This window comes from Ruegeria sp. HU-ET01832 (assembly GCF_040371315.1).
GTDB classification, from domain to species: Bacteria; Pseudomonadota; Alphaproteobacteria; order Rhodobacterales; family Rhodobacteraceae; genus Ruegeria; species Ruegeria lacuscaerulensis_A.
In genome coordinates this window covers 236160-261021 of the sequence record NZ_BAABWL010000003.1, presented here as the reverse complement: position 1 = coordinate 261021, position 24862 = coordinate 236160, and the positions used below count along the sequence as shown (strand labels likewise).

Below are 24862 nucleotides of genomic sequence, written 5' to 3'. Positions count from 1 at the left end.
TGGCGCTATACGGGAAAAGACGATCGTGCCAACCAGCTGCTGAGGTCTTTCTCTGCTGCTACGATGGCTTCGTTGTTCAGAATCTGAGACGTCATTGCTTTTGAAACGGCGCGGACACGTTTGTTGATCGCGACATCGCCGGTATCAATCAGCAAATCGTTCACATCCAGTTTTTCGTATATCGAAAGCAGTCGGTTTTGTATCGTCCGCAGCGCCAGTTTGCGACGGGCAGCAATCGCCTTATCCGGCAAGCCAAGCGCAAGATCGGTCAGAATGGCTAGTTCAACCTCGGTCAGGGCTTCACCGGACCGGCTCTGATCCCTTTGAATCTGATGGATCTCGCGATCCACCATGATCTGAGCCTCAAGCAACACCGCCCGCAACGCCAGATGCATCCGGGATGGGCTGGCCGTCTTTAGGACATAACCATAAGCCGCCTCTTTCGGCACGATCCGAGCAATGCCACGCAAGTATGCCTCATCCGAATAGTTCGACCAGAATTTCGCGATCCTCTGGCGCGAGTCGCATTAGCGCCAACTTAAAATCCGCCTGCCCCGGAACCAACTTCTTCTGCCGGTACTCATTCATACGCTGGATCAGCTTTTGCGGAGCCAGGTATCCACGATTGTCGGTCGGAGCAGACAACATGGGTACCGATAGACCGGCCTGCACAAATGCCAGCAGTTCAGCAGAACGCGCAGAGAACATACCAACAAAGCTGTTTGGATCGGTTCCCAAAGGAATATGACCCGAGTATCGGGGCTGCAGGGAAGGTTCTATTTCCGCCACAAAATCGCTATCGCGCGCCCACGCGAGGGCGGTAGCTGCAATAGGAATCTGCAAATGGCTTCTGCTTTCAAGCCCAGCATCAATCCCGCGCGCCCTCAACTGGTTTGCGCGCTTGGCCAACGGATTCAGCAAGGGCTCTGCTGCCGCTCCAAAGCGTGCCATGCCATCCAGAGCACGTTCGGTCAGTACTGCATCATCGCAGTGCTCAAGCAGCGCCAAAAACGTTTCAACAGCTTCTTCCGCCGACGCAACTGGAACGACGTCTTCGAGCACTGGAGTTGGGTAAAGGGTTTCATTGGTTTGGACAGGAGCGTCTTGCAGATGAGCGGCAAGTCGAGTTTGAAAAGTAGGGGCTGCCAGCTCCAGGTAATCCCGCATCCGAGCCTGTATTTCGGCATCTTTCACCTGATCCAGTTCTTCGACCAAATCAAGCGCCAGCGCCTGAACCTCTCCGGCCTCAGATATCAGGGCCGAAACGGCGACTTTGGCCACGTCATGCACGCATTGGGGATGCCGTTTGGCACTGCTTTTCAATAGCTTTATCGCCAGTTTTGCCGATGATTTTTGCCGACTTTGAAGCGCCGGTTCGATAGAAGTCACAAGTAAAGTCGGGTCCACCCCCCCATTTGTGTCCATCCGTTTCAGAAACTTCAGGGCGAATGAAACAGTGGGTGGAACAGGGCTGCTCAGCAAGTCGAGGTAACGGTTTGCCCGGTTTGCAATCTCATCTTCTGTGGGGTCCATGGCGACGTGGAACCGGGAATACCACCCAGCCCTGAACTGGCCAAAGTCCCGCTCTAACGCATCCAAGGACGCATCCAGAAGCCTTTGCCTGTCTAAAGTCCCGTCCCGGCTGAGTTCAATCAGAAAGTTGGCCCATGAAACATTTCGCCCACAGTACTTGTCGCATGCGGCTAGGCTGAGGTCGCCGCCGCCTTCGACCTCAAAAAACCGCCAGACATCCTCGGCAAGAAATTGTGTGCGGGCCAATTCCGGTATGCTGGCCTGTCCAGCATAATATCCAAGTATGTAAGCATCAGTTTTGGGGATGGTGCAAAGCCCCTTGTTAACAAGGGCGTGGATTGTGGTGATCAATCGAGGGTTATCTTCGACCGCGGCTTCGGCCCACGCGTTCATCCAGCTTGGGTTCAGTACGGCAAAAACCTCCTCCAGCGGGATCGAACTTGGCAGAATGCGCCAATCGCCGCAACTGTATTCGGACGGGCGCGCCGTTGCCAAGACAGCCACGCCTAAAGCCTCCAAATCCTTGGCGAGATCAACTGGAGGTTTGAGACCTTTGAACTGAACGTCCCAGGCTGCTTTCTGCTGACGCTTTTGAACTTTCAGCGCAGTTGGAGCAAGTTTACGGCGGTCTTGTTCGGAAAGATCGGCCAGTGCCTTCAGGACACGCTTGGCCGACTTTGTCGTAACCAACCGGATGAAATCCGTTTCGTTCAATGCAAACGTTCCAACTCCATCTCTACTGCAAGAACATGCTTGCAGGGCCCCCGCGTTGTCTGATGTTTGGCATACCACGGGCAAGTACAACTGTATCCGTCTTGAGAGAGACGCACGCGGTGAGTAACGTTTTCACTGACTACGTCGGCGCCAGTTTGCGACAACGTCACAGCCTTGCTGTCAAAAAGCGCCCGCGCGGACTTGAGACGAGGGTTGAGCGCCTGCAGACGCTCCAGACCAAACGGGAGCTGCCGGTGGAACCAGGCGTTACGAGAAAGGTCAAAACCAACTTGGCCAATTGCCGCCAGATGTGAGATCGCCTGACGAATGTCTGCGCCGGATACGCCAGGTTCATGCCCCATAAACGCTAGGTCGAGACTATCTTGCCAATTCAAATGGGCGCGAATGATCGGAACGCAGCTGTTCGGATGAACCAAATCAGACAGCAACCGTCCATCCCCCGAAAAGCCGCGCCAAGGCTCTGCGTTCAATACCAACGTGAATCTCTGAGAGCCGAAATCCAACTCCCAGGCAGAGCTTCCAAGTGCCGGGTTTCCATAAACATTCAAATATCGCGCTTTACTCGCCAGAGTCTCCAAAACACGTAAACGATGCGCCCCACGCAAAGGTACACTATCAGCGCTTTTACGCGTCATCGTTCGCACACGGTTTCCCGCGGCAGAAACCCAGAGCAAATGATCGGCTTTTGAACGCGGTAACGTACGCAAAAACCTTTGTGCCGGCACGGACGGAAGGGAAAAAACCTTCTCCATAACTGCAAGATGCCCTTGAACCTCGGCGAACCCTTTCAGCCAGCGCAACGGCAGCGGAACTTTGCGTTCTGTTACGCAGCCTTTTTCATGCGCAATATCTACAAAGGATGAACCGATTCCGATTGTTAGTTCGCCGCTCGGTTTTACCTGCGCCAACAGAGCACGCAATTCAGGCCCAAAATCCACATTCGTAGTGCCAGTTCTCCGCTTTTCCACCTCAAGCGACTCCTGCTCGAGGTCCAGTCGCGCATACACACTGCAACAGGCGGAAAACCCTTCAAACCGGACACATTCTCGCCCGACGGTCGCAACCGGGTCAGCTTCACGCAGGATTCGCGCCAGCATGGCCGGCGGAACATAGAATCGTGAACCAACAATTTCAGATATCGCGCGCAGAGCTTTTGCGGTTAGGTCCGGCTGAATGGCTTTCGCTTTCAGATAAGTTTGCGCGCTTTCTGGCTGGCCTTTGTCCGAAGCCAATCGCAGAAACTTGGCTTGTCCGGAACCCGCCAAGGACGAGCGGCCATCATAGCTATAGATATAATCGATTCCGCTCATTCCGGAGCCCCAAAAAACTGTCAAAGGATGTAAATACTCTAAGCAATGGTAGCTAGCTGAATGAAATCTTTGCAACCATCGCAACTCGGGATTTGGTCTTTTCTTTCAAATAACTCGAGCTCAATATATATACTTTTCTAATAAATGCGGATGTAAATTCAGGTTTTCTCAATGCTTAAATCCGAGCTCAGATCTTTCCATGCGGTTGCGACATTCCGAGGGTTCTCGGCTGCCGCGAGGGAGCTCAACATCACGCAACCTACGCTCTCGACACAGGTAAAAGACCTCGAAAGCCGCTATAATATTCAACTTTTCAACCGCGTTGGGCGTGAAGTACATCTGACCAACGCAGGCGAAGAATTGTTAGCCATTACATCTCGATTGCACCAGGCTGAGATTGACGCCGAAACGCTGCTGGAGTCGTTTCGGGGATTTCACGCCGGTCGCCTAAGTATTGCCGCGGTCGGTCCTTTTCATGCAACGGATATGATCGTTGCTTTCAAGTCCAAATACCCGGCGATCGACATTGAGGTTTGGTTTGGCAATTCGCAAAGGTGTTTTGATCGGATTCTGTCCTACGACGCTGATGTCGCCATCCTGGCCGAAGTTCAATCTGACCCCCGAGTGACAACTCAGCTCTATAGCACACACCAGGTAGTGGCGTTCGTAAATTCCGACCACCCTTTTTACCATAAGGAAAGTATCTCAATTGCCGACCTTCACCGACAACGAGTAGTCCGACGCGAGGTCGGTTCCACCACGCGGCTGGCCATCGAAACCGAAACGGAAAAACGAGGAGTCGTTCTGGATCCAATTCTGGAGTTAGGGAGCAGGGAAGCTATTTGGAAAGCTGTAGAACAGGGTATCGGAATCGGCTTCGTCGCCGATTTCGAATTCGTTTCTCACCCCAATCTGCGCGCAATTCCGCTTAGAGATGTAAAGGTTGAGACCCGCTATTATCTGGCACATTTGAAAGAGCGCGGAGACTCTCGACTTGTCCAATCCTTCTTTAAAACAGCATTAGAAGCCAAGTGACGCTGGCTGCTTCCAAACCATTTCGGCTGGCTCATTTGTTGCGAACACCACGCTGTTTTCTGGCTTCAGCCTAGACTGGCATTTTCTCTTTCTGACCATCAGTCTAAGATGTGTCAAAGCTCTCAGGACCTAGGGTTCCGTTCGTGAAAAATGACTTAGTACCACCACCTGCCCCTCGCGAAGAACTAAGAGCCGCGCGCAATCAGGGTGCAAAATTTTTGGCGCTTGCTTTCCTGTTCAGTGTGTTTGTTAACCTTTTGATGCTCACCGGCCCTCTTTTTATGTTGCAGGTCTACGACCGGGTGCTTGGTTCACGCGCGGTAGAAACCCTGGCAGCGCTTTTTTTGTTGGTCGCTCTGCTATATGCCCTGATGGCCATGTTAGACTATGCCCGCGGTCGGATTGTTGCGCGGTTTGGTGCACGGTTCCAATCCCAGTTGGATGAACGGGTGTTTGACGCCACTATGCGCAGATCTCTGCATCCACAAATCCGTGCAGCTCCGGCAACGGCCCTGCGGGATCTGGAATCCATTCAAAACCTATGCTCATCGCCGGTATTGCTTGCTGTGATGGATATCCCGTGGACACCAGTCTTTCTGGCGGCCATTTTCCTTTTTCATCCGCTGCTAGGGTGGTTGGCCATCGCAGGAGGTGCGGTTCTGGTCGTCATCGCTCTGATGAACCAACAACTGACGCATCGCAAAATCGCCGCCGCACAATCTGCTTCGGCCAAGGCCAACTCATTTTCGGAACATGCCCGCCAAGCCGCTGAGATTGTGCGCGCTCAGGGTATGCAAACAGACATCACCAACCGCTGGCAACGACAGCGGACGGACGCATTGCGGCAAACGATTTCCGCCAGTGATTGGACTGGCAGCTTTTCATCTCTGACAAAGTCCCTCCGTCTGTTTTTACAATCTGCCATGTTGGCCCTTGGCGCGTTGCTGGTGTTGCGCAACGAATTGACGCCAGGTGCTATGATCGCCGCGTCGATCCTACTGGGCCGAGCTTTGGCCCCGGTTGAACAGGCTATAGGACAGTGGTCGATGGTTCAGCGCGCCAGAACTGCATGGGTCTCATTGAACGAGTTCCTGCAATCTACGCCGCCCGACGCTCTGCGCACAAAACTGCCCACACCCGAGGCCAATTTAACGGCCAAGACGGTCACGCTAATTCCGCCTGGCGCGGAAAGTCCGACATTGCGCAATGTGTCCTTGTCTTTGGAGCCAGGAAAAGCGCTCGGCGTGATCGGGAAAAGCGGGTCAGGAAAGTCAACACTGGCCAAGGCGCTTTTGGGCCTTTGGCGTCCCGTAAATGGAGAGGTCCGCTTGGGCGGGGCAACCTTGGATCAATACGATTCCGGCGAGTTGGGACAGCACATTGGATACCTGCCGCAGGATGTGACGCTGTTCAACGGAACCGTCTCGGAAAACATCGCGCGCATGTCCGAGAACCCGGATGCTCAGGCCGTGGTAGACGCCGCCAAAAAGGCAAATGCTCATGATCTGATTTTAACGTTGCCCAAAGGCTATGACACGTTTCTTGATGGCAATGATAGCCAGCTATCAGGCGGCCAGAAGCAGCGTATAGCTCTAGCACGCGCGCTCTATGGAAATCCGGTTCTGCTTATATTGGATGAGCCGAACTCGGCCTTGGATGCCGATGGAACCGAGGCACTGAACGCGGCAATTCGCGGTCTCAAGTCCGAAGGAAAATCCGCCATCATAATGACCCACCGCCCGCAAGCAATTTCAGAATGCGACGACCTGGTCGTTATTGAAAAAGGGCAGGTCGTGAAGTCCGGAAATCGGGACGAGGTTTTAGGAGCTATGGTACAAAATGCCAACGTGATCAAACGCGACCTTAGCAAAACGACTGTCAAGGTAACCCGAGAAAAGGCGAACGACTGATGCCGGACCAGGACGCAAATAATATACGGCCTGTCTGGCGCATAACTTTCCCTGCTATCGTCGGGTTTGTTGCCTTGGCGATCCTAATTGGAGGATTGGGTATCTGGTCGGTTCGTACACGACTTGCCGGTGCCATCGTTTCCCAGGGCACCATCGAAGTAGAAAGCAATCGTCAGGTCGTTGAACATCCTGACGGCGGCGTCGTCGGAGAGCTTTTTGCCCGCGACGGAGATGCGGTGGATAGCGGCGACTTGCTGGTGCGGCTTGATGATACTTTCCTCACCTCTGAAAAAACCATTGTCGAAGCGCAGCTGTTCGAGCTTCTGGCGCGCAGAGCCCGTTTGGAGGCCGAACGCGACGGTGTTTCTATCGACAACCTTGCGGCGCAGTTGCAAGAGCTTCAAATGCAAGAAGGTTTGGCCGATGACCTTGTCTACGGACAACGGCGTCTGTTCGAAGCGCGCCTAGAAACGCTGACACAACAGACCGGACAATTGAGCAACCAGCTTGTTCAGATTGAAAGTGAGATCAAAGGCAACGATTCTCAACTGGCTTCCCTGCGCCGTCAGATGGAGCTGATCAACGAAGAACTGGAAGACCAGCAAAGCCTGTTTAAACGTGGTTTAACCCCTGCAAGCCGCGTTCTGGCCCTGCAGCGTGAACAGGCTAGCCTGACCGGGGAAATCGGACGTCTTGAGGCATCCATCGCGCGACTTCGGGGGCAGATCGCTTCGACGGAAATCGAAATCGTCGAGTTGACCGCGACACGGCGAGAGGAAGCCATCGCAACCCTGAGGGACATTCAGGCCCAGATCGCAGAACTTGCGGAAAGGAGATTGTCGTTGACAGTTCGCTTGTCGCGCCTGGATATTCGGTCTCCGGTCACCGGCACCGTTTATGGCAGCGAGGTATTTGCCTTGCAATCGGTGATCCAGGCAGGTGAGCCTATGATGTATATTGTGCCGCAAGACACACCGTTACTGGTTGCAGCACGAGTGGATGCGATCCATGTGGATCAGCTGCATGTCGGGCAACCCGTTCTGCTGCGCTTCACAGCCTTTAACCAACGTGAAACGCCGGAAATTGCGGGCAAGGTGATCAATGTGTCAGCAGACACCTTCACTGACGAGGCAACAGGTCAAACCTTTTACCGCGCTGAGGTAACACCCGATGACGGCCAGGTCGAACGTCTGAATGGCCAGGAACTGCTACCGGGTATGCCTGTTGAGACTATGATCAAGACGGACGAAAGAACGCCCCTTTCCTTCCTCGTTAAACCGCTATCAGACTATTTCAATCGAGCATTCCGAGAATGACCTGGGAACGGGCTTAAACTGACTCGAGGTTACCTAGCAGAATTGAAGTCATGTCAGCAGCCAGGACATTGTCGACTACAACGATATCTGTGCCCGTCTCGTAACTGACATTGGTTCTGGTGACACCTGAAAGGTCGGCATCGGCGTCGATAAAAACCCATTCCGCCTGGTGTGAAGAAGATTGCCCAACCGCCACTTGCAAGACCGCAAGCGCATCCAACGCGTTCACTGCACCGTCCCTGTTGATATCCGCCGCAATCAGATTTTCCGCGGTAGCCGGCCCCCATGTTGGGTCAAGCCCAACCGCAATACGAAGAACCTGAAGAGCATCAAGGGCTGTAATGTCTCCTGACGCCGTTGAATACCCTTTCACGATATCCAACTCACCCGTGAAGGTTCCTGATGGCAGGCTCAAGTCGAACACCCCATCGTCGTCAGCCCGCACGCTCACGGTCCCGCCTCCATCTATCGAAAAGCGGATCTCAGCGTCGCTTAACCCCGCATTTGTAGATGTGGAGTCAATCGTAATGTCGCCCTGAATGCCGTCCGAGCTGCCGGGATCAAGCCCACCGAAGTCGCCAAAATCGACGGGAATGTGGTCCGGCCCTCCAAATCCCGCCCCGAACACCTGTACAAGCGACAACGGGCTACCCGTGTTCGAATTTACCTCGATCGTTTCATTCAGGTACTCGATTACCGCACCCGTTGCCGTGGACGTAAAGGTCAATTGTTCGGGCGTTCTGAGTAGAGGGTAGTCAAACACGTTCAACCGATCGACTCCGACCTGAAAATCGGTGATCGTGATGGGGTTACTTCCGTATTGGGCAACGAAAATGTCCGCACCAGCCCCGCCCGTCATTGTTGTCGCTCCGGTGCCCGCAATCAGGATATCGTCCCCTGCTCCACCGTTCAAAGCTGTTTCCAGAATGCTGCCGTTGAGTATGTCGTTCTGACTTGTTCCGTTCACAGTACCGAACCCGTCCCGTACGACGCCCAAATTGGACACATCGACGGACAGCTGAGTCAGACCCGCATTCTGCTGCGAGGCTACAAGTATCTGCAACTCATCACCCACATGTGCAACGCTGAAGGCTTCTACGTTTTGTAGACCGCTTTGAAGCGTATCTTCGAAACTGTCTTGGTGAACCAGTTGCCCGTCGGGCGTCATGGTGAACAGTGTAATCCCGTCATCCCCTCCGCCGGCGACAACGAGAACATGACCGTTCACCTCGACAACCTCGAGATCCTGAACATTGCCAAACCGCGTGTGCAAAGAATCCAGCACATGATCTGTGGGGGTCAAACTGCCGTCACTGCCAAGCATCATGACACTCAACGAGTTGCTCTGGGCACCGGCAACCACAACCCAGGACTGACCATAAGCCTGAACGACTTCCACTGCGGTCGGTGTCGCAATTCCCAAGGTGCTAAGCGTGTCAGTATTATCCACTTCACTGATTGCGCCTGTTCCGTGATCGATACTGAAGGTTCCGACTGTCCCGGAGGTGGCATCGCTTGTCACCAGAATCGAACTGGACGCAATCTGTATCACTTGCATCGAATCAGCTTGGGCCGTGCTTGACCCCGAAAGACGCACAGTCCCATCGCCGTTAAGGTCATAAGTCGCAATCTCCCCGGTGGTTTCATGAGCTACAGCCAAAATTCCACCAGACAGCTGGACCACGGCAGAGACATCCCCGCCTCCCACCAGTGTTCCTGTTTCTTGTAGCGCCCCGATTGTGCTGTCTGGATTCAGTTCATACCCAACCAAACCGTTGGCCGAGCGCACGTCCAGCACCAGTTGGTCTCCATCAGCAAAGAAAACGGGAGTTCCCATACGTCCAACCTGAAACGCGATCGAACCCGCAAAATACTCGGTGTCTTGCACTTGCGGGATCGCACCGTCGATCAGTTTCCAAACAACTACGCCGCCGCCAGGGCCCGTCACGCTGTACAGATACGTATCTCCGTTAAACGTTTGTAAAGCCGTATCGCCGATACCTGAATCGAGCGCTGCACTTCCTGTTGCAACCACTCCTTCGAACTGAAGCATCATAACCATCACCCCACGCCACATCTGGCTTCGTGAATAAGATGACCTGATGCCCAGTCCGAAACAAAAGCGCGATTGTGGTGAAAACGAGGAGTTCAGTTTCAGATTAACACAAATTTTTCAGGTCCGACCGCATGAGTCACAGATGGGAAAGACAGATGAACAGCAACTTGCCCCATCGGGCGGACGCGGACACCACATATGAGGGTAAGATGACCAAAGAACCTGAATCCAGAACCCCTACGCACGAATTGCAGGCGGACGCAGCTTACAAATCCAAACTACAAAAGTGGATCGACAGAAAGATGCGCCGTTGGGCCGGAACAGGGCTTGCCGGTGGTCTTGGTTCGACTCTGTTGGCATTGCCCGCACTTGCTCAGGCCACCGTCGAGGAACTCTACGCCTTCCAATTCGCGGAAACCATTCCAGGTGTTCGATCGGTCAAGCTGTTAAAAGACGGAGATGTTGTTCTGAAATTGGCCAATGGCCAAACGATAGTCGTTGCCGCTGAAAAAGTTCAAATTCTTGAAGGCGGCGCCATTATGATAGCCGAGGATGCGGTGGCCGAAATTGCACAATTCAGCCTAGCGGCCGAAGCCGGCGGCGCGGCTAGTGCCGGTGGCATCAGCGGCGTAGGAGCCGCACTTGGCGGGCTTGGGCTGGCAGGGGCCGCAGCAGCCGGCGCAGGAGGAGGAGGCGGTGGCGACTCTGCTCCTCCCCCAGCTCCGACCTACCCTCACCTGAACCTTTCTGGTGTACAATCCACTGCATTGAGCAGTGCCGCATTGAACATAAATGCGGCTGAAGGCGCGGAGTCAGTCCAAGTTACTATTGGAAGTTTTGTCGCGCCGGCCACCTTGAATAGTGATGGAACCTGGAGCCTGTCTTTATCGCCTGCACAGGCAGCCAACCTACCTCAAGGCGTGACAAATGTTGTCGTCCGCAGCCTCGACGTTGATGGGAACGAAATAACCACGATTGGTGGGTTGGCCCGCAGCGGAGAGGAATTGATCGAGTTAGTTCCGCTCGGGGACAATTTGCTTGTCGAAGCCTACGTGCGTCCAGATGATATCGCGTTTTTGCACGCCGGACAGCCGGTGAAGGTCAAAATCACCGCTTATGATTTCGCTCGATACGGTGCGCTGGATGGGGAAATAGTCCGGATCGGTGCAAACACCATAACGCGATCAGAACGAAATGACGAAGAAGTTTTTGTCGTTGAGATTCAAACCCAACAGTCTTTTCTGGATGCCAACGGAGTGGCAGTTGAGATCATTCCCGGCATGATCGCTGAAGTCGATATTCTAGCGGGGCGAAAAACTGTGATGGAATACCTGATAAGACCCGTCGTCAAAGTCAAAGAGCAAGCTCTGCGGGAATAGAAAGGGGTTCTGAAGGCGGGCCAACCGAACTAATAACCTGAAATCACTTGGCGGCCGTGGACTGAAAAACTCATAATGCCGCTCGCTTATTGCCAAACGACATCTCCCAGAAAAATGTAGCCTGCACCATAAATCGTTTTGATTAATTTGGGGTTTTTGGGGTCTTCACCCAATTTGGTACGCAGTCGGGATATTCTGACATCCATCGCCCGATCAAAACTATCCCCTGCGGCACCGCCCAAAGTCTCTTGCATATGTGCGCGACTGATCAACCTTTTTGGGCTTTCCAGAAACAGCCGCAAAACTTCCCCTTCGGCGTGGCTGAAAGGGGTCTCGGTCCCTGCGCCATCATCCAGGATGTAGCGATCGAAATAGGCAGTCCAACCGTTAAAATGCGCCACATCAGAATGAGTTGGTCGCACCCGCGGCGCTCGCAACCGGGCCCGTATGCGCGCGACAACTTCGGCAGGATCAAAGGGCTTGGTGATATAATCATCAGCACCCAATTCCAAACCGGTAACCCGGTCCTGTACCTGGGCTCGGCCCGAGATGATTATGACCGCTGCGCCTTGCTCTAGCGCCAAGCGATGCACCAGCGCAAGACCATCTGTGTCAGGCAATGAAAGATCCACCAGGCACACGTCTGGAGTAACACGTTTCAACGAGGCTTCGAACTCGCGCGCACGAGAGAAACTCTGGGTCCGGAAGCCTGCCTCCTCCAAAGCATCGGTCAATATCCGTCGAATTTCAGGTTCGTCATCAACGATCGTGACCAGAGGTTGGGTCATCAGGCGGCCTCGGTTCTGATCAGGGCACAAAGTTGAGCGCGGGTGAATGGCTTGCGTAAAACTGGTGCTCGGACAAGCGCTTGTTTGTGCAATGGGTCGGAATAAGGCAGCGAAGTCATTAGAATGCAGGGCACCGATGCGTTTATGTCGTCCAAAAGATTCAACCCGGTCTCCTCTCCCTCAAGGCGGATATCCGACAGCACCAAGACTATGTCCTGTAAATTTTGAACCAAAGCTAAAGCCTCGGATTTCGAAGTTGCCTCGATCACGGAAAATCCCAGTTCGACCAGCATGTCACGGAATTGGCTTCTGAGCGCGTCGCTGTCTTCGACCAGCAGCACAAGCCCCTCTTGCACGGGCGGAGCCGGTCTGTACGGCAAACGCAGCACCACAGAGGCGCCAGACGGTGTGTTGCGCAGATCCAAATCCCCGCCAGCCAATTTGACCGTGTCATAAACCATTGGCAAACCAAGCCCAGACCCCTTATTCCCCTTGGTGGTAAAAAACGGGTTGAGTGCTTTGTCCAAAGCTTCAGGCGAAAAGCCGGGGCCAGTATCGGAAACCGCGATTTCCGCCCAGATGCTACCCACCTTATGAGCGCTGATGGTAATTTGACCTGTTTCACCACAGGCATCGCGCGCATTTAACACAAGGTTCAGCAGGGCATCCTGCACCATGCCCGAATCCAGCATCAAGGCGACGTCTGGCAGTGTATTGACCACCGATAGCCCAACACCGCGCGGCAACGACGGCGAGGCCAGAATTCGCAGGTCTTCAAGTAACCCACGCATATCGGTTGCCTTGGGTTGAGGAGTGCGATTGCCTGTCATATCCGCTATTCTGTTCAGCAATTGCCCTCCGCGGCGGGCGGTCTGCTGCGTGGCGGTGACCAACTCACGGGCATATTCCGGCAAGTCCATCTTTTGCAGTCGGGATTGCATTCCAAGAATGATCGTCAAGAGGTTCGAGAAATCATGGGCAAGGCCGCTGGTCATCTGGGCCGCCATAGCCCGACGGCGCGTTTGCTGCAAGGCGACCCGGGCTTGTGTCTCTTCGGTGATATCGACTGACATGACATAAACCCCGCCTTCTTTGTCTGGCGTGAAAGAAACACGAATACGTCGCGAACCCTGGTTTTCGGTGAACTCGAAAACGGATGTTTCCCCGTCATACGCTTTCTGAAGGTGCGGCTCGACTTTGTCATAGTCAGCAGCACCCAATGCCTCAGAAATATGCATCCCGATTATATCGGACGGACGGCCTGGCATCACTGAATTCAGACGTCGATTGGAATAGTCATATCTTCCTTCAATATCCAAATGCGCTATATGAGCAGGCATCATTTCAGTCGTCATGCGGGTGCGGGCTTCGGTTTCGGTCAACTGCCGCTTGGCTTCTTCCAATGCCGAATTTGTAGAAGCGAGCTTTCGGTTCGCTGCCGACAGTTCCTCGGCCCTGTCCAAAAGTTGCCCGGACAGTTCTACCGAACGGGCGCGCAGCAGGGCCTCAGCCTGTTTGGTGTTTGTGATATCTGTATAAACTGCAACCCACCCCCCCTTCGGTAACGGAGCGCCCTCGACCGAGATAACCTGACCGTTGGCTCGAACGCGTTCAAGGTAGTGGGGTTCAAAAGTCAAAGCCTGTCGGATTCGCCGTTCGACGATCTGGTCAGCATCCGCATCATCGCCATACTCACCATGTGTCGCCAGATAGTAGATGGTATCCCGAAACAGCGCACCGGGTTTGACGAGGTCATCGGGCAGGTCAAACATCACCTGAAACGGTCGATTGCTTACAACCAGTCGCAGCTGACTGTCATAGATCGACAACGCCTGACCAATCAGATTCAACCCGGCCGACGTCATCGCTTTGATCTGTTCTTCGGTGATGTCCAATTTCACCCTCCCCGAGTTATATCCGTAACATCGGAAATCTCGCAGGTGTAGAGGCGTTAGCGCCCAAGGCCACGCAGAATTCGATCAATGCCTAGAGCGAGACTTTGGGCCGTCGGATGTAATCGCACATAATGACAACGTGTGGTCCATATTGCGCATTCGGTGCCGCAACATTTGGCGCGTAAGCCGGGCCAGTTCGGGTGCGTAGTCGGGGTTGAACGCCACGTTTTCAAACTCTCCACGGCCCGTGTGGTCAAAAAGCATGGGAGGCAGGTCCGCAGCGAACTCGACCAGAGTAAAGCGGTCATCCCGCAATATTCCAAGGGATGAATCGCTGGGATCAGTCCCTAGCTGTTCCTGCCAGATCGTGGGGTTCAAAGGTTCGGAAAAGTCCAGCTCACTAAAGGAATAGCTGCGCCAGTCCTCGGGCAGGTTCCCACGCAGCAAAGGCAACAGAGACCGCCCATCCATCGAATTTGGAATGGATTGCCCAATCCAGTCGAGAATGGTCGGAGTAACATCGATGGATTCGGTCGGAGCAGAAATGACGGAACCCGCTTGGTCTCGATTGCCAGGCAACCGGATCATAAGGGGCGTGTGATAGGCCGCATCATAGACGGTCATTTTACCCCAGCTGTTTCGATCTCCGAGCATCTCTCCGTGATCAGCAGTGATAATGATCAAAGTGTCGTCATACTGGCCACTGTCCTTCAGGAACTGGACGACCCGTCCGATATGGTGGTCAACTTCCGTCGCCAACCCCAGATAAACAGATCGCAGAATTTGGATGTTCTCAGGCGTCGGATCAACGTTCTTAAAACCCAGGACGAAATCAGCAGCAGTCTGTTTTTGCATAGTAGGTGCAAAGAACGGATGAACTTCGGCCTCGCTGTTCGCGCCCCCAAGCCCGGCAGGCAGAGGGAGCGACGTTGGGTCATACATGTTGTTGTAGGGGGCAGGTGCCACAAGGGGTGGATGCGGGCGGATATAGGTGAGATGTGCAAACCAATTCTGCCCAACAAGCGGCGCCATACTATTAAGGAATACATCCGTCAAAAACGCGGTGTCACTGTCTTTGGCCGCGTACAACGCTGGATCATTCAGCTTGGCCGGACCACCGGACTCAGAGACCGGTGAATGGACATCCCAATAGCTGTCAAAGGAATAGCCCTGTTTCATCAAGTGCGACCGCCATGGGTAAGACTCTTCTAGTCGCATCTCGACCACTTCTTCGAACCCGGCCATGGGTTGTTCATAAGACCGAAGAACAGGGTCATTTGGGTCGTGTATCCTAGGGTCGGCCGTCGTGTCGGTATAGCCAAACAACAAAGGCGAGTAGCCAGCCTTTCGCATTTCACTTGCTATGGTCGGGGTATCGTGACGCAAAGGTGTTCCGTTTCGCACGGACCGATGGTTCATCGCATATTGCCCGGTCAGGATAGACGCGCGCGACGGGCCACAAGGGTTGGTCACTGAAAAATGCCTGTCGAACGTCACCGCCTCTTGCATGAAGGCGCGCATGTTGGGCAGGTCGACATGTCCCGCCAGTGCGCCGTTCAGACAATCGGCCCTAAGCTGGTCAATAATGATAAAAAGGACATTACCGGCGCGTTGCATCCCAATTCCTCTGATCCTGCTGGCTTGGCTTTTGATGCGGACATTGTCCGGGTTCTGCCCAAGCAGCAACAGATTCGTTAGACTTGGCCTTAGTTAAGATCAGACTTGAAACGTGTTTGTCGGCTTGGTCGATCAATCCTGCGTCTGAAACTGTCACACATGCGCTATTGAGAGGAGAGAATTACCAGAATCTTTCGAAAAATACGTTGCAGCGCACGCGTGTTTTAAATCACATACGCTCATGACCCGACCAACTGTAAATTTGAACCATGATGCTGAAGGCATCAGCATTCTAGTGTCGGGTGAACTGCTAACCCAAACCCTAAGCAGTATAGAAGCCGCATTCACATCCTTCACGCCTACGGGGAACAAGGTCGTTGTCGACCTGTCAGACGTTCAGGCAATGGATACAAGCGGCGCATGGCTGGTCGCCGATCTGACCCGCCGGGTACAAAAGGCAGGGGGTGAGATTGATCTTCATGGTGCGTCACCTGCCTATTCCGACCTGATTGCGACTGTGTCCAAAAGCATCCCCGATGACCCAGTAACTGAAATTCACCATCGCAGCTTTGGAGACTGGGTGGAAAGCGTCGGCAAACGGACGGCGGGCGGGTGGAAAGACACCCTGTCGATGCTGGACTTTCTTGGCCTGACGCTGCACCGACTAGGCCGGACCCTTCTGAACCCACGCAGGCTACGGCGGGCGGCTCTGGTCTCGCAGATGGAAGAGGTCGGTTTCAAAGCCATTCCGATCGTTGCCTTGATGGGTTTTCTGATTGGCGTCGTTTTGGCATTCCAAGGTGCAACCCAGTTGAAACAGTTCGGCGCCGAGATTTTCGTAGTCGAACTGATCTCGATCTCGGTTTTGCGGGAATTGGGCATCCTTCTGACGGCTATTATTGTGGCAGGTAGGTCCGGTTCGGCTTTCACGGCGTCCATAGGCTCGATGAAAGTGCAAGAAGAGATTGATGCCATGCGCACCTTGGGCCTGGACCCGATTGAGGTTCTGGTCATCCCGCGGGTGGTCGCCTTGCTGATTATGTTGCCGATCCTTGGCTTCATTTCCGATATCTCCGCCCTGATTGGCGGTGGACTTATGAGCTGGATCGACCTCGACGTCAGCCCCGGAATGTTCGCGACGCGGTTGAAGGAAAACACAGGCATCTGGCAATTTGCGATCGGCATGATCAAAGCGCCGTTCTTTGCACTGGTCATCGGTGTTATCGCCTGTTGGCAAGCGTTGCAGGTCAAGGGGTCTGCTCAAAGCGTCGGGCAGAGGACAACCTCGTCTGTGGTTCAATCCATTTTTATGGTTATTGCACTGGACGCTTTGTTCTCGATCTTCTTCTCGGTCATGGGGGTCTGACATGGACGGAACCGTGCTGCAGAAAACAACCCAGGCCGACACCCAGCGCGAGGCCGTCATTCGGGTACGTAACCTGACCAACCAGTTTGGGCCGCAGGTGGTTCACCAGCACCTTGATCTGGACGTCTGGCGCGGTGAGGTGCTGGGCATCGTCGGCGGGTCAGGTACTGGTAAGTCCGTTCTGCTAAGGACAATTGTCGGGCTGAACAAACCTACAGCTGGCAGTATTGAAGTTCTGGGCGTCGACGTGTTGAACGGTCCCGAACAGGAGCGTCGAAGGATTGAACAGCGTTGGGGTGTTGCATTCCAGGATGGGGCGCTGTTTTCGTCACTAACCGTTTTGCAGAATGTCATCGCTCCTCTGCGCGAACATACTGGTATGAGTGAAAGCCTAATGTGCGCACTTGGCAGTTTGAAAATCAGCCTAGTCGGTTTGCCTCAGCTCAGTTGTGGCAAATTTCCTTCGGAACTTTCAGGGGGGATGCGCAAGCGGGCTGCGCTGGCCCGTGCGTTGGCAATGGATCCCGAAATCGTTTTCTTGGATGAGCCCACGGCCGGGTTGGACCCGATCGGAGCCGCCGCTTATGACGATCTGATCGGAGAACTGCAAAATGCGCTGGGATTAACTGTATTCATGGTCACGCACGATCTGGACAGCCTGTATGCCATTTGTGACCGTATTGCCGTTCTCGCGGAAAAACGCGTTTTGGTTGAAGGGCCGATTGAAGAAATGACCAAAGTCGATCATCCTTGGGTGCAAGAATATTTCACCGGCCCTCGGGCGCGCGCAGCGCAAGAGAAAGGGCAAAGCAGGTAGAACCATGGAAACCCGAGCGAATTATATCTTGATCGGCGCCTTCACCCTTGCGGGCATACTTGGTGCTTTCGGGTTCTTTCTGTGGCTCGCCAAATTCGAAATCTCGCGGCAATACGCTTATTATGATGTGTTGTTCGACAACGTCTCGGGCCTATCCGCTGCTGGCGGAGTCAGCTACAATGGCCTGCCGGTAGGTCAGGTGATTTCTCTAAATCTCGATGAAAATGACCCTTCAAAAGTACGCGTTCGTCTGGAAGTTGACGCAGAAATCCCAGTTACGACAGAGACAATCGCTCAGTTACAATCGCTTGGTGTAACAGGTGTCAGCTATGTCGAGCTGACCGGTGGTTCGCCCACAGCCGAGCGTCTACCGCAAGATAGCCTCATTAAAAGTAAACGCAGCGCGATACAATCCTTATTCGAAGGCGCTCCGCTGCTGATGGAAAAAGCAATAACGTTGCTAGAAGACATCAATGAGGTCGTCGACGACAAGAACCGGCAGGCAGTTTCGGATATTCTGGAAAACGTCGCCTCGGCCACTGGTCGCCTAGATAAGACACTGTCAGACTTTGAAGGCCTGTCGTCTGATCTGGGTGGAGCAGCGCGTGAGATTTCTGCTTTCTCAAAACGGCTTGATAATCTGGCCGACACGGCGGAAACAACGCTGGAAACTGGTACGGACACTTTAAAAAGCGTTAGAACAGCGTCCGAATCCGCCGCTGCTGCCTTGGACAGTGCAAAGGTTACTTTTGAAACAGCGGATCAGGTCATCCAACAGGATCTCAAACCGTTCATTGAGCAAGCATCGTCTTTGGCTGAGAACTTGTCGGGCCTGTCGGATGAAGGCAGCGTCGCGCTGGCAACAGTTTCCGAGACTTTCCTGAATGCAAACAAAACCCTTGGTACGATCACAGGTGCGATGGAAGCGGCCAAGGGAACCCTCACCTCGGCCGAGCGTGCCTTTGACTCGGCGAACCGAGTGATTAACGAAGACGTGGGAGAGGTGGTTGCAGACATTCGTAACGCAGCCAATCAGGTGGCGAACACGGTCACACGGGTAACCGACCGGCTGGACGAAATATCAGCTGATGTTCTCAGTGCTTCAAAGTCCGCTTCTGAATTGCTAGGCACGATTGACGGCATCGTTCAGGAGAACCGCCGTCAACTGTCTGATTTCATGCGCGTTGGCTTGCCCCAATTCACTCGCTTTATCGAAGAATCCCAACGGCTTGTCGTTAGCCTCGATCGGTTGGTCGACAAGGTCGAACGCGATCCTGCACGCTTTTTGCTGGGAACCCAAGCATCGGAGTTTCGCCAATGATCAGGATATTCCTTGCTTTACTGGTGGTTGCGGCCATCGCGGGCTGTACAGGGCTGGGAACGCTTACGCAGGCGTCTAAACCGAACGATCTCTACTTGCTCACGCCCAAAAGCACATTTTCAACGTCCTTGCCACGAATCCAACGACAGATTGTAGTGGAAGAACCGACCGCAACCGCGGCGGTCAATACGGATCAGATCGCGGTGCAACCTACACCGCTTCAGGTGCAATACCTACCGCGGGCGCGTTGGGTGGACCGGGCACCTTTGATTGTTCAATCCCTGCTGGTCGAAAGCTATGAAAACAGCGGAAAAGTCGCTGCAGTCGGACGGTCCATTGTGGGTTTGCGCGCGGACTATGTCATAGTCCCAGACCTACGCGAATTTCAGGGAATCGTCGTAGAACAGCCCGACGGCTCATCAATTGTACGGGTCGAAGTCAGAATGAATATCAAAATCATCGATGAGTTCGAGGACAAGATCATCGCGTCGGACTCGTTTCAAGAATATGTCATTTCAGAAAGCGACCAGACACCCGATCTGGTCAATGCCTTTGACGTCGCATTGGGCAAGACCATGCGCGACGCTGTCGAATGGAGTATTCGGAGAATACACACCCACGCCAGCAACAACCCTAGGTCTTTCTGATAGAGGTTGTTGGGTGCCGCGTAGGACGGCACCCGTTGTGACTAACGCTCAAGCGATTGCGCGAGGCGCATCAGCGTCACAGCTTCTGATCGATACCCAAACGGATCATCGCCACGGGATGTGCTGGCCAATGCGATGGCTTCATCATAGGACCAGCCATTTAGATATTCACCTCGGCGTAGCAACTGGCCGAACCCTGCAATGGCATATGAGAAACCAATATCTTCGGTCACGTTGCCCTGCCCGGAGAAAATCGGTTCCTGGATCAATTGGCTTTCCTCTGAGCCCGGTGCTTTGAAGCGCAGCTTCAAGTAGCCAATCTCTTCAGACGCGTCGGACACCACGCTGTCGGCATAGCGAAGAGGTTCGTTCCTAATGGCTTCAGACCCCACCGGTGTCACTTCGTATATCGCCGTGACCGAATGCCCTGCCCCAATATCTCCGGCATCGACCTTGTCGTTTGTAAAGTCCTCGCGTCGGAGGCTTCGGGTTTCATAACCGATCAGGCGGTATTCAGCGATCTGAGCGGGATTGAACTCTACCTGAATCTTCACGTCATTTGCGATCGGGAACAATGCACCTGTCAGTTGGTCGACCAGAATTTTACGCGCCTCGCTCAAGGTGTCGATGTAAGCGGCCTGACCGTTCCCATTCTGAGCCAGCGTCTGCATGACCTCATCGTCAAGATTGCCGCGCCCAAACCCCAGAACGCTGAGATATGTTCCGCTGTCTCGCTTGCGAGCAATAAAGTCCCGCAGCGCTTCGGGATCAGCCATCCCAACATTGAAGTCACCATCTGTCGCCAAAAGGACTCGGGTAACCTCACCTTCAGCAGACATAGTTTCCGCCACTTCATATGCTTGCTGTAAGCCGGCCTGCCCTGCAGTCGAACCACCGGCTTCAAGGCGCTGAAGGGCAGCTAGGATCTTACCTTGATCAGATGCAAATGTCGGCTCCAAAACTTGTCCAGCGCTGCCTGCATAGGTGACGATGGACACCTGATCCTCGGGCCGCAACTCAGCCAGCATTAAGCGGAAGGACTTCTTGAGCAGCGGCAGTTTATTGGCGTCCTGCATCGAACCCGACGTATCGATCAGAAAGACAAGGTTAAGCGGCGGGCGTTCCTCGACAACCGGCGTCATACCTTGAATTGCGACATGGACAAGCTGAGTCCCATCGTTCCAAGGGGTTGGGCTTACAGTGATCGAAGGTCGGAAAGGCGCTTGACCCTCGGGCAGAGGATAGGCGTAGGGGAAGTAGTTTATCATTTCCTCGATTCGCACCGCATCACGCGGGGGCAATTTGCCATTCAGCAACGACGACCGAACGATTGAATATGAGGCCGTATCGACGTCGATCGAAAATGTGGACACGGGATCGTCTGCTGTAATTTTCAGCGGGTTTGTTTCGGCAGTGGCAAATGCCTCAGTATCCCTTTCGAGGGACAAGCCATGCAGGCGCGACAGCTCAGATGGCGTGCTGCCGCCCTCATCCGCAGTCAGGGAATTACCATTTACGACGGATCTCTGGCCTGTAGCCCGCTGGTTTCTCGGCTCAGACAATGGGGCGGGGAGTTCGGCCAACACTGGGGCTTCAAACCCTGGCTCACTGTAACCGAGAGCATCTTCAGCCTCTGCCACCACATTTTGTGGGACATCGGATTGGACTTGTTTCCAAGACGTCGGGTTCGGCACATAGTCACGTGTCTGCGGCAGGACCACAACCAGAGCAACGGCTGCAACAGCTGTCGTGGCCGTCAGCAGACCACGGTGTGAGAGGGCATTCAACATGGATTTCGCTCCTTTTGTCACGCGGGCCAACAGGCCTCGCCTGACATTGGGACGGTCCTGGGCGGACGATCCTTGGAGCGCCGCAAAGTTTTTTTGCGCCAGTTTCATATTGGCGGCTCGACGGGATGCGTCTGGACCGGGGGTCGAGACGTCCATTACTATCTTCAACTGCTCAAGATCATCGGTCATTGCGCCAACTCCTCTTGTCGCATTGCACGCAGACGCTTTCGAATTTCAGCAAGACGCCATGACACGGTACCTTCGGACACTCCCAATACTTCACCCGCCTGCGCATGCGTCATCTCATCTTCAAGGGTCAGGGCCAGCGTCTCCTGCAAGTCGAGCGGCAACAACCGCATCGCTGTTTGCAGCCACTCGACGGCTTCCGCTACCTCGGCTGCTTCGGCGCGGCGCATCTGCTCAACGTCGCCCCACCCAAGCGCGGCTCTGCTGCGCGTCGCCTGCCTGCGGCGTGTGTCCTCGACGGCGTTCACCACAACGCGATACAACCAAGTGGTAAATTTAGACCGCGCTTGAAACCCGGCAATCTTGGACGGCAAACTGGCACAGATATCCTGAGTAATATCCTCGGCCTGTTCCTCGCGGCCGGTCAATCGATAGGCCAGACGGAAAATTCGATCGTAGTGACGCTCCAGAAGGGCAGCAAACGCCTCAGCGTCCCCTTCAATCGCGGCTTGAGCCAAGTCTTCATCCGACGTTTCCATGCGCATCACGATGAGTAAAACGCATCTGAAAGGTCAATCCTTGGCGGCATTCGTAAAAAAAATCAGAAATGTTCGGATGTGGCTTGTTCCCAATCAGCCGCATACTCATCCGGAATGGAACCTGAAAGGAAAGCACCGGAATCCACTAGCGTGTATTGATCAGCATAGGAATTCTCACGCTCATCTGCGGTACGGCGCCGGATATCTGATGGGTGCAACTCGGCGGTGGTTTCTTTGCCCATAGCCCCCAGAATTTCTACAAAGCTCTCCACAGTCGCGTCATGGTAGCGCTGAACACGCTTGCGTTTTTGCGGTACGTTCACCGCTCTCCCCCTGATCGGGTCTTGGGTCGCCACGCCGGACGGGCATCTGTTTGTGTTGCAGTGCAAGGCCTGAATACAACCTATCGCGAACATCATCGCCCGGGCCGAGTTGCACATATCGGCACCCAACGCGAACTTCTCGATCATGTCATATCCCGTCGCCACTTTGCCCGAGCAAATGATCCTGATCTGATCCCGCAACCCCACACCGCGCAGGCAATTGTTGACGAAGATCAGAGCCTCGTTTAGAGGCATCCCCAGTCGATTGGTAAATTCGACCGGGGCCGCGCCGGTGCCACCTTCGGCACCGTCAATGGTGATGAAGTCCGGCACAATCCCAGTTGCAAGCATCGCCTTGCAGATCGCCATGAACTCAGACGGACGTCCAATACACAGTTTAAACCCGACAGGCTTACCACCTGACATTTCGCGCAGATGCTGCACGAAATGCATCAGCCCCGTTGGCCCCTCAAACGCAGAGTGGACAGGTGGAGAAATAACATCCTGATGCACCGGCACACCCCGGATTTGAGCGATTTCTTCGTCAACTTTCGCGGCAGGGAGCACACCACCATGAGATGGCTTGGCCCCTTGCGACAGCTTGATTTCAATCGCCTTGACAACTTCTGTGCCGGCTTTTTCGGCAAATTTGTCCTTGTCGAAACCGCCATCGGCCGTCCGACACCCAAAGTAACCGGTTCCAATCTGCCATATGATGTCACCGCCCTCGGCCAAATGGTGCGGAGACAACCCACCTTCACCAGTATTATGGGCGAAACCACCATCCTTAGCGCCACCATTCAAAGCTCTGATCGCGTTTGCGCTCAAGGCACCAAAACTCATGGCAGATACATTCAATCGCGAGGCGTTGTAGGGCTGGCTGCACTGGGGGCCACCCAGCAAGACACGCTTTTCGCTTTCATCCACGTGTTTGGGCGCGAGCGAGTGGTTGGCGCGGTGATACCCAACGGTCAGGATATCGTATTGCGTACCAAACGCCTGCGTATCCACCTGCCCTTTGGCGCGCGCATAGACCAACCCACGGATGATACGATTAAAAGGTCGGCCACTTTCGTTGGTCTCAACGAAATACTGACGTATTTCGGGGCTGACGAACTCCAACATATATCGGAAGTGACCTAGAACCGGATAGTTGTTGAGCACATTGTGCTTGGTGGTCAGAACGTCATAAAGCCCGATCACTGAATATGGCACCAAGAATATCAACAACCAATGCGCAGGAGGCCAAAAGAGTCCCCAAACAACCGTCAGCGGCAGACACACATAACTGAGAAAATAAAATAGTCTGCGGACGATCATCCTAGCTCTCCAAATCAGATGGCGGTTCATCAAATCGTGGGGGCATTTGGCGTTTGATTGCAAGCATTTGTATCAGTGCACGTAGATGGCGGTGATTTTGAGGGCAGGGCTTCAGGTCGGCTCATAGTTGATCCTACTATAGTCACACGGTATCCAACTCGCACGCTTGAAACGGACGAAACCATTGGCCCAAAAATCTACCCACCCGAAGGTTTCAGCCACAGCTTGGATGTTTTTGGCTGTTTTCGTGGGTGGCGCAGCAGGGTCATTGTTTCGAGAGGCTTTTTCTATAGAGATCCCCGGCATTCGGATCCTAACAACAACCTTCGGGATTAATATTGCGGCCTGTTTTGTCTTGGGTTGGCTATATTCCATAAGACACCGCGTACATGCCCATGTCCTGCACCTTGGCGCTGTCGGCTTTTGCGGCGGGCTATCTACCTTTTCCTCTTTTGTTGCAGACTTAGACATGTTGGCCGCTATAAACCCCTGGTACGCCGTAATGGCTGCCGTACTTGAGATCGCATGTGGCCTGATTGCCGCCCTCGCGGGCGAAGCAATAGGTCGCCGCGTTTTCAACACGAGGTCCGGGTGTTGAGCGAATTTTACCAGCATATAATGTTTGGTTTAGGCGGGGGTCTAGGTGCGGTCCTGCGCCATTGGGTGGCTTTGAAAATCAATCACGATCTGCCTTTTGCGACGTTGATCGTAAATGTTGCAGGAAGCTTCATTCTGGGCCTCTGGATCGAGTACCTCGGCGGGGTGACTGAGATAAGCGAGGAACAGAAACACCTTGTTTTCGGGTTCTGCGGTGGCTTCACGACCTTTTCAAGCTTTGCTTATCAATCGCTGGAGTTGCGGCGCAGGAACACATTTGCCTTGGCTGCGGGCAACATATGCCTCAGCCTTGCCTTGTGCTGGATAGCGCTTGGATTTGGTCTTTTATTGGCGAGGCTTTGAATACCGAAGAGTTCGCGTT

General features: G+C 54.0%; 20 protein-coding genes. 10 read left to right on the top strand and 10 right to left on the bottom strand.

Going from position 1 to position 24862, the window contains the following annotated elements; genetic code table 11:
- Positions 1–5: 5 nt before the first annotated feature.
- Genes ABWV79_RS11155 through ABWV79_RS11145 form a run of 3 tightly spaced genes read right to left on the bottom strand, consistent with a single transcriptional unit; the run spans position 6 to position 3500 of the window.
- Positions 6–470, bottom strand: a complete 465-nt coding sequence (locus ABWV79_RS11155) for a LuxR C-terminal-related transcriptional regulator (protein ID WP_353391975.1) — start codon at positions 468–470, stop codon at positions 6–8.
- Between the two features lie 7 nt (positions 471–477).
- A complete protein-coding gene (locus ABWV79_RS11150; RefSeq protein ID WP_353391973.1) occupies positions 478–2247 on the bottom strand; it encodes a DUF6493 family protein in 1770 nt (589 codons plus the stop codon).
- Positions 2244–3500, bottom strand: a complete 1257-nt coding sequence (locus ABWV79_RS11145; RefSeq protein WP_353391971.1) for an SWIM zinc finger family protein — start codon at positions 3498–3500, stop codon at positions 2244–2246. The genes ABWV79_RS11150 and ABWV79_RS11145 overlap by 4 nt, the downstream gene beginning before the upstream one ends.
- Positions 3501–3749: 249 nt before the next feature.
- Between ABWV79_RS11145 and ABWV79_RS11140 the strand changes: the two genes are divergently transcribed.
- From ABWV79_RS11140 to ABWV79_RS11130, 3 genes are all read left to right on the top strand, one after another.
- The gene (locus ABWV79_RS11140; RefSeq protein ID WP_170355166.1) at positions 3750–4613 is read left to right on the top strand and encodes a LysR substrate-binding domain-containing protein; all 864 of its coding nucleotides are present in this window, start codon (positions 3750–3752) and stop codon (positions 4611–4613) included.
- Positions 4614–4756: 143 nt separating this feature from the next.
- Entirely contained in the window at positions 4757–6523 is a 1767-nt protein-coding gene (locus ABWV79_RS11135) for a type I secretion system permease/ATPase (protein WP_353391969.1), read from the top strand.
- A complete protein-coding gene (locus ABWV79_RS11130; RefSeq protein ID WP_353391968.1) occupies positions 6523–7839 on the top strand; it encodes an HlyD family type I secretion periplasmic adaptor subunit in 1317 nt (438 codons plus the stop codon). Before ABWV79_RS11135 ends, ABWV79_RS11130 begins: the two co-directional genes overlap by 1 nt.
- A gap of 13 nt (positions 7840–7852) precedes the next feature.
- Here the strand turns inward: ABWV79_RS11130 and ABWV79_RS11125 are convergent, their stop codons facing one another.
- On the bottom strand, positions 7853–9895 hold the full coding sequence (locus ABWV79_RS11125; protein ID WP_353391966.1) for a dockerin type I domain-containing protein: 2043 nt from the start codon (positions 9893–9895) through the stop codon (positions 7853–7855).
- Between the two features lie 155 nt (positions 9896–10050).
- Here ABWV79_RS11125 and ABWV79_RS11120 point away from each other — a divergent pair, with 155 nt between their 5' ends.
- Entirely contained in the window at positions 10051–11274 is a 1224-nt protein-coding gene (locus ABWV79_RS11120; RefSeq protein ID WP_353391964.1) for a beta-barrel domain-containing protein, read from the top strand.
- 86 nt (positions 11275–11360) lie between these two features.
- Here the strand turns inward: ABWV79_RS11120 and ABWV79_RS11115 are convergent, their stop codons facing one another.
- The 3 genes from ABWV79_RS11115 to ABWV79_RS11105 form a co-directional block, all read right to left on the bottom strand.
- The gene (locus ABWV79_RS11115; RefSeq protein WP_353391962.1) at positions 11361–12062 is read right to left on the bottom strand and encodes a response regulator transcription factor; all 702 of its coding nucleotides are present in this window, start codon (positions 12060–12062) and stop codon (positions 11361–11363) included.
- Positions 12062–13927, bottom strand: coding sequence for a PAS-domain containing protein (locus tag ABWV79_RS11110; RefSeq protein WP_502949862.1), 1866 nt, complete (start codon positions 13925–13927; stop codon positions 12062–12064). Before ABWV79_RS11110 ends, ABWV79_RS11115 begins: the two co-directional genes overlap by 1 nt.
- A 114-nt stretch (positions 13928–14041) precedes the next feature.
- Positions 14042–15574 (bottom strand): alkaline phosphatase family protein, encoded by a 1533-nt coding sequence (locus ABWV79_RS11105; RefSeq protein ID WP_353391959.1) that lies wholly within the window; start codon positions 15572–15574, stop codon positions 14042–14044.
- A gap of 241 nt (positions 15575–15815) precedes the next feature.
- Here ABWV79_RS11105 and ABWV79_RS11100 point away from each other — a divergent pair, with 241 nt between their 5' ends.
- Genes ABWV79_RS11100 through ABWV79_RS11085 form a run of 4 tightly spaced genes read left to right on the top strand, consistent with a single transcriptional unit; the run spans position 15816 to position 19725 of the window.
- A complete protein-coding gene (locus tag ABWV79_RS11100) occupies positions 15816–16940 on the top strand; it encodes an ABC transporter permease (protein WP_170355178.1) in 1125 nt (374 codons plus the stop codon).
- Between the two features lies 1 nt (position 16941).
- Positions 16942–17757, top strand: a complete 816-nt coding sequence (locus tag ABWV79_RS11095) for an ABC transporter ATP-binding protein (protein WP_170355179.1) — start codon at positions 16942–16944, stop codon at positions 17755–17757.
- A gap of 4 nt (positions 17758–17761) precedes the next feature.
- Positions 17762–19078: an MlaD family protein gene (locus tag ABWV79_RS11090; RefSeq protein WP_353391956.1), complete on the top strand. Its 1317-nt coding sequence runs from the start codon at positions 17762–17764 to the stop codon at positions 19076–19078.
- Positions 19075–19725, top strand: a complete 651-nt coding sequence (locus tag ABWV79_RS11085) for an ABC-type transport auxiliary lipoprotein family protein (RefSeq protein WP_170355181.1) — start codon at positions 19075–19077, stop codon at positions 19723–19725. The genes ABWV79_RS11090 and ABWV79_RS11085 overlap by 4 nt, the downstream gene beginning before the upstream one ends.
- Positions 19726–19766: 41 nt before the next feature.
- Here ABWV79_RS11085 and ABWV79_RS11080 read toward each other — a convergent pair whose 3' ends face one another.
- The 3 genes from ABWV79_RS11080 to ABWV79_RS11070 form a co-directional block, all read right to left on the bottom strand.
- A complete protein-coding gene (locus ABWV79_RS11080; protein WP_353391954.1) occupies positions 19767–21704 on the bottom strand; it encodes a vWA domain-containing protein in 1938 nt (645 codons plus the stop codon).
- Positions 21701–22240: an RNA polymerase sigma factor gene (locus tag ABWV79_RS11075; protein ID WP_353391952.1), complete on the bottom strand. Its 540-nt coding sequence runs from the start codon at positions 22238–22240 to the stop codon at positions 21701–21703. Before ABWV79_RS11075 ends, ABWV79_RS11080 begins: the two co-directional genes overlap by 4 nt.
- A 62-nt stretch (positions 22241–22302) precedes the next feature.
- Complete coding sequence (locus tag ABWV79_RS11070; RefSeq protein WP_353391950.1) at positions 22303–23778, bottom strand: FMN-binding glutamate synthase family protein; 1476 nt, start codon at positions 23776–23778, stop codon at positions 22303–22305.
- 334 nt (positions 23779–24112) lie between these two features.
- On the opposite strand from ABWV79_RS11070, the gene ABWV79_RS11065 reads away from it, so the two are divergent.
- Both ABWV79_RS11065 and ABWV79_RS11060 read left to right on the top strand, forming a co-directional pair.
- Complete coding sequence (locus ABWV79_RS11065) at positions 24113–24481, top strand: fluoride efflux transporter FluC (RefSeq protein ID WP_353392382.1); 369 nt, start codon at positions 24113–24115, stop codon at positions 24479–24481.
- Complete coding sequence (locus ABWV79_RS11060; protein WP_353391948.1) at positions 24478–24843, top strand: fluoride efflux transporter FluC; 366 nt, start codon at positions 24478–24480, stop codon at positions 24841–24843. The genes ABWV79_RS11065 and ABWV79_RS11060 overlap by 4 nt, the downstream gene beginning before the upstream one ends.
- Positions 24844–24862 lie beyond the last annotated feature (19 nt).

Excerpts from the sequence above, each read along its gene's own strand:
- ABWV79_RS11120 (WP_353391964.1), top strand. The coding sequence starts at position 10,051 with ATGAACAGCAACTTGCCCCATCGGGCGGACGCGGACACCACATATGAG.
- ABWV79_RS11110 (WP_502949862.1), bottom strand. The coding sequence starts at position 13,927 with ATGACGTCGGCCGGGTTGAATCTGATTGGTCAGGCGTTGTCGATCTAT.
- ABWV79_RS11115 (WP_353391962.1), bottom strand. The coding sequence starts at position 12,062 with ATGACCCAACCTCTGGTCACGATCGTTGATGACGAACCTGAAATTCGA.
- ABWV79_RS11090 (WP_353391956.1), top strand. The coding sequence starts at position 17,762 with ATGGAAACCCGAGCGAATTATATCTTGATCGGCGCCTTCACCCTTGCG.
- ABWV79_RS11065 (WP_353392382.1), top strand. The coding sequence starts at position 24,113 with ATGTTTTTGGCTGTTTTCGTGGGTGGCGCAGCAGGGTCATTGTTTCGA.
- ABWV79_RS11080 (WP_353391954.1), bottom strand. The coding sequence starts at position 21,704 with ATGACCGATGATCTTGAGCAGTTGAAGATAGTAATGGACGTCTCGACC.
- ABWV79_RS11075 (WP_353391952.1), bottom strand. The coding sequence starts at position 22,240 with ATGGAAACGTCGGATGAAGACTTGGCTCAAGCCGCGATTGAAGGGGAC.
- ABWV79_RS11140 (WP_170355166.1), top strand. The coding sequence starts at position 3,750 with ATGCTTAAATCCGAGCTCAGATCTTTCCATGCGGTTGCGACATTCCGA.
- ABWV79_RS11105 (WP_353391959.1), bottom strand. The coding sequence starts at position 15,574 with ATGCAACGCGCCGGTAATGTCCTTTTTATCATTATTGACCAGCTTAGG.
- ABWV79_RS11125 (WP_353391966.1), bottom strand. The coding sequence starts at position 9,895 with ATGATGCTTCAGTTCGAAGGAGTGGTTGCAACAGGAAGTGCAGCGCTC.
- ABWV79_RS11130 (WP_353391968.1), top strand. The coding sequence starts at position 6,523 with ATGCCGGACCAGGACGCAAATAATATACGGCCTGTCTGGCGCATAACT.
- ABWV79_RS11100 (WP_170355178.1), top strand. The coding sequence starts at position 15,816 with ATGACCCGACCAACTGTAAATTTGAACCATGATGCTGAAGGCATCAGC.
- ABWV79_RS11085 (WP_170355181.1), top strand. The coding sequence starts at position 19,075 with ATGATCAGGATATTCCTTGCTTTACTGGTGGTTGCGGCCATCGCGGGC.
- ABWV79_RS11095 (WP_170355179.1), top strand. The coding sequence starts at position 16,942 with ATGGACGGAACCGTGCTGCAGAAAACAACCCAGGCCGACACCCAGCGC.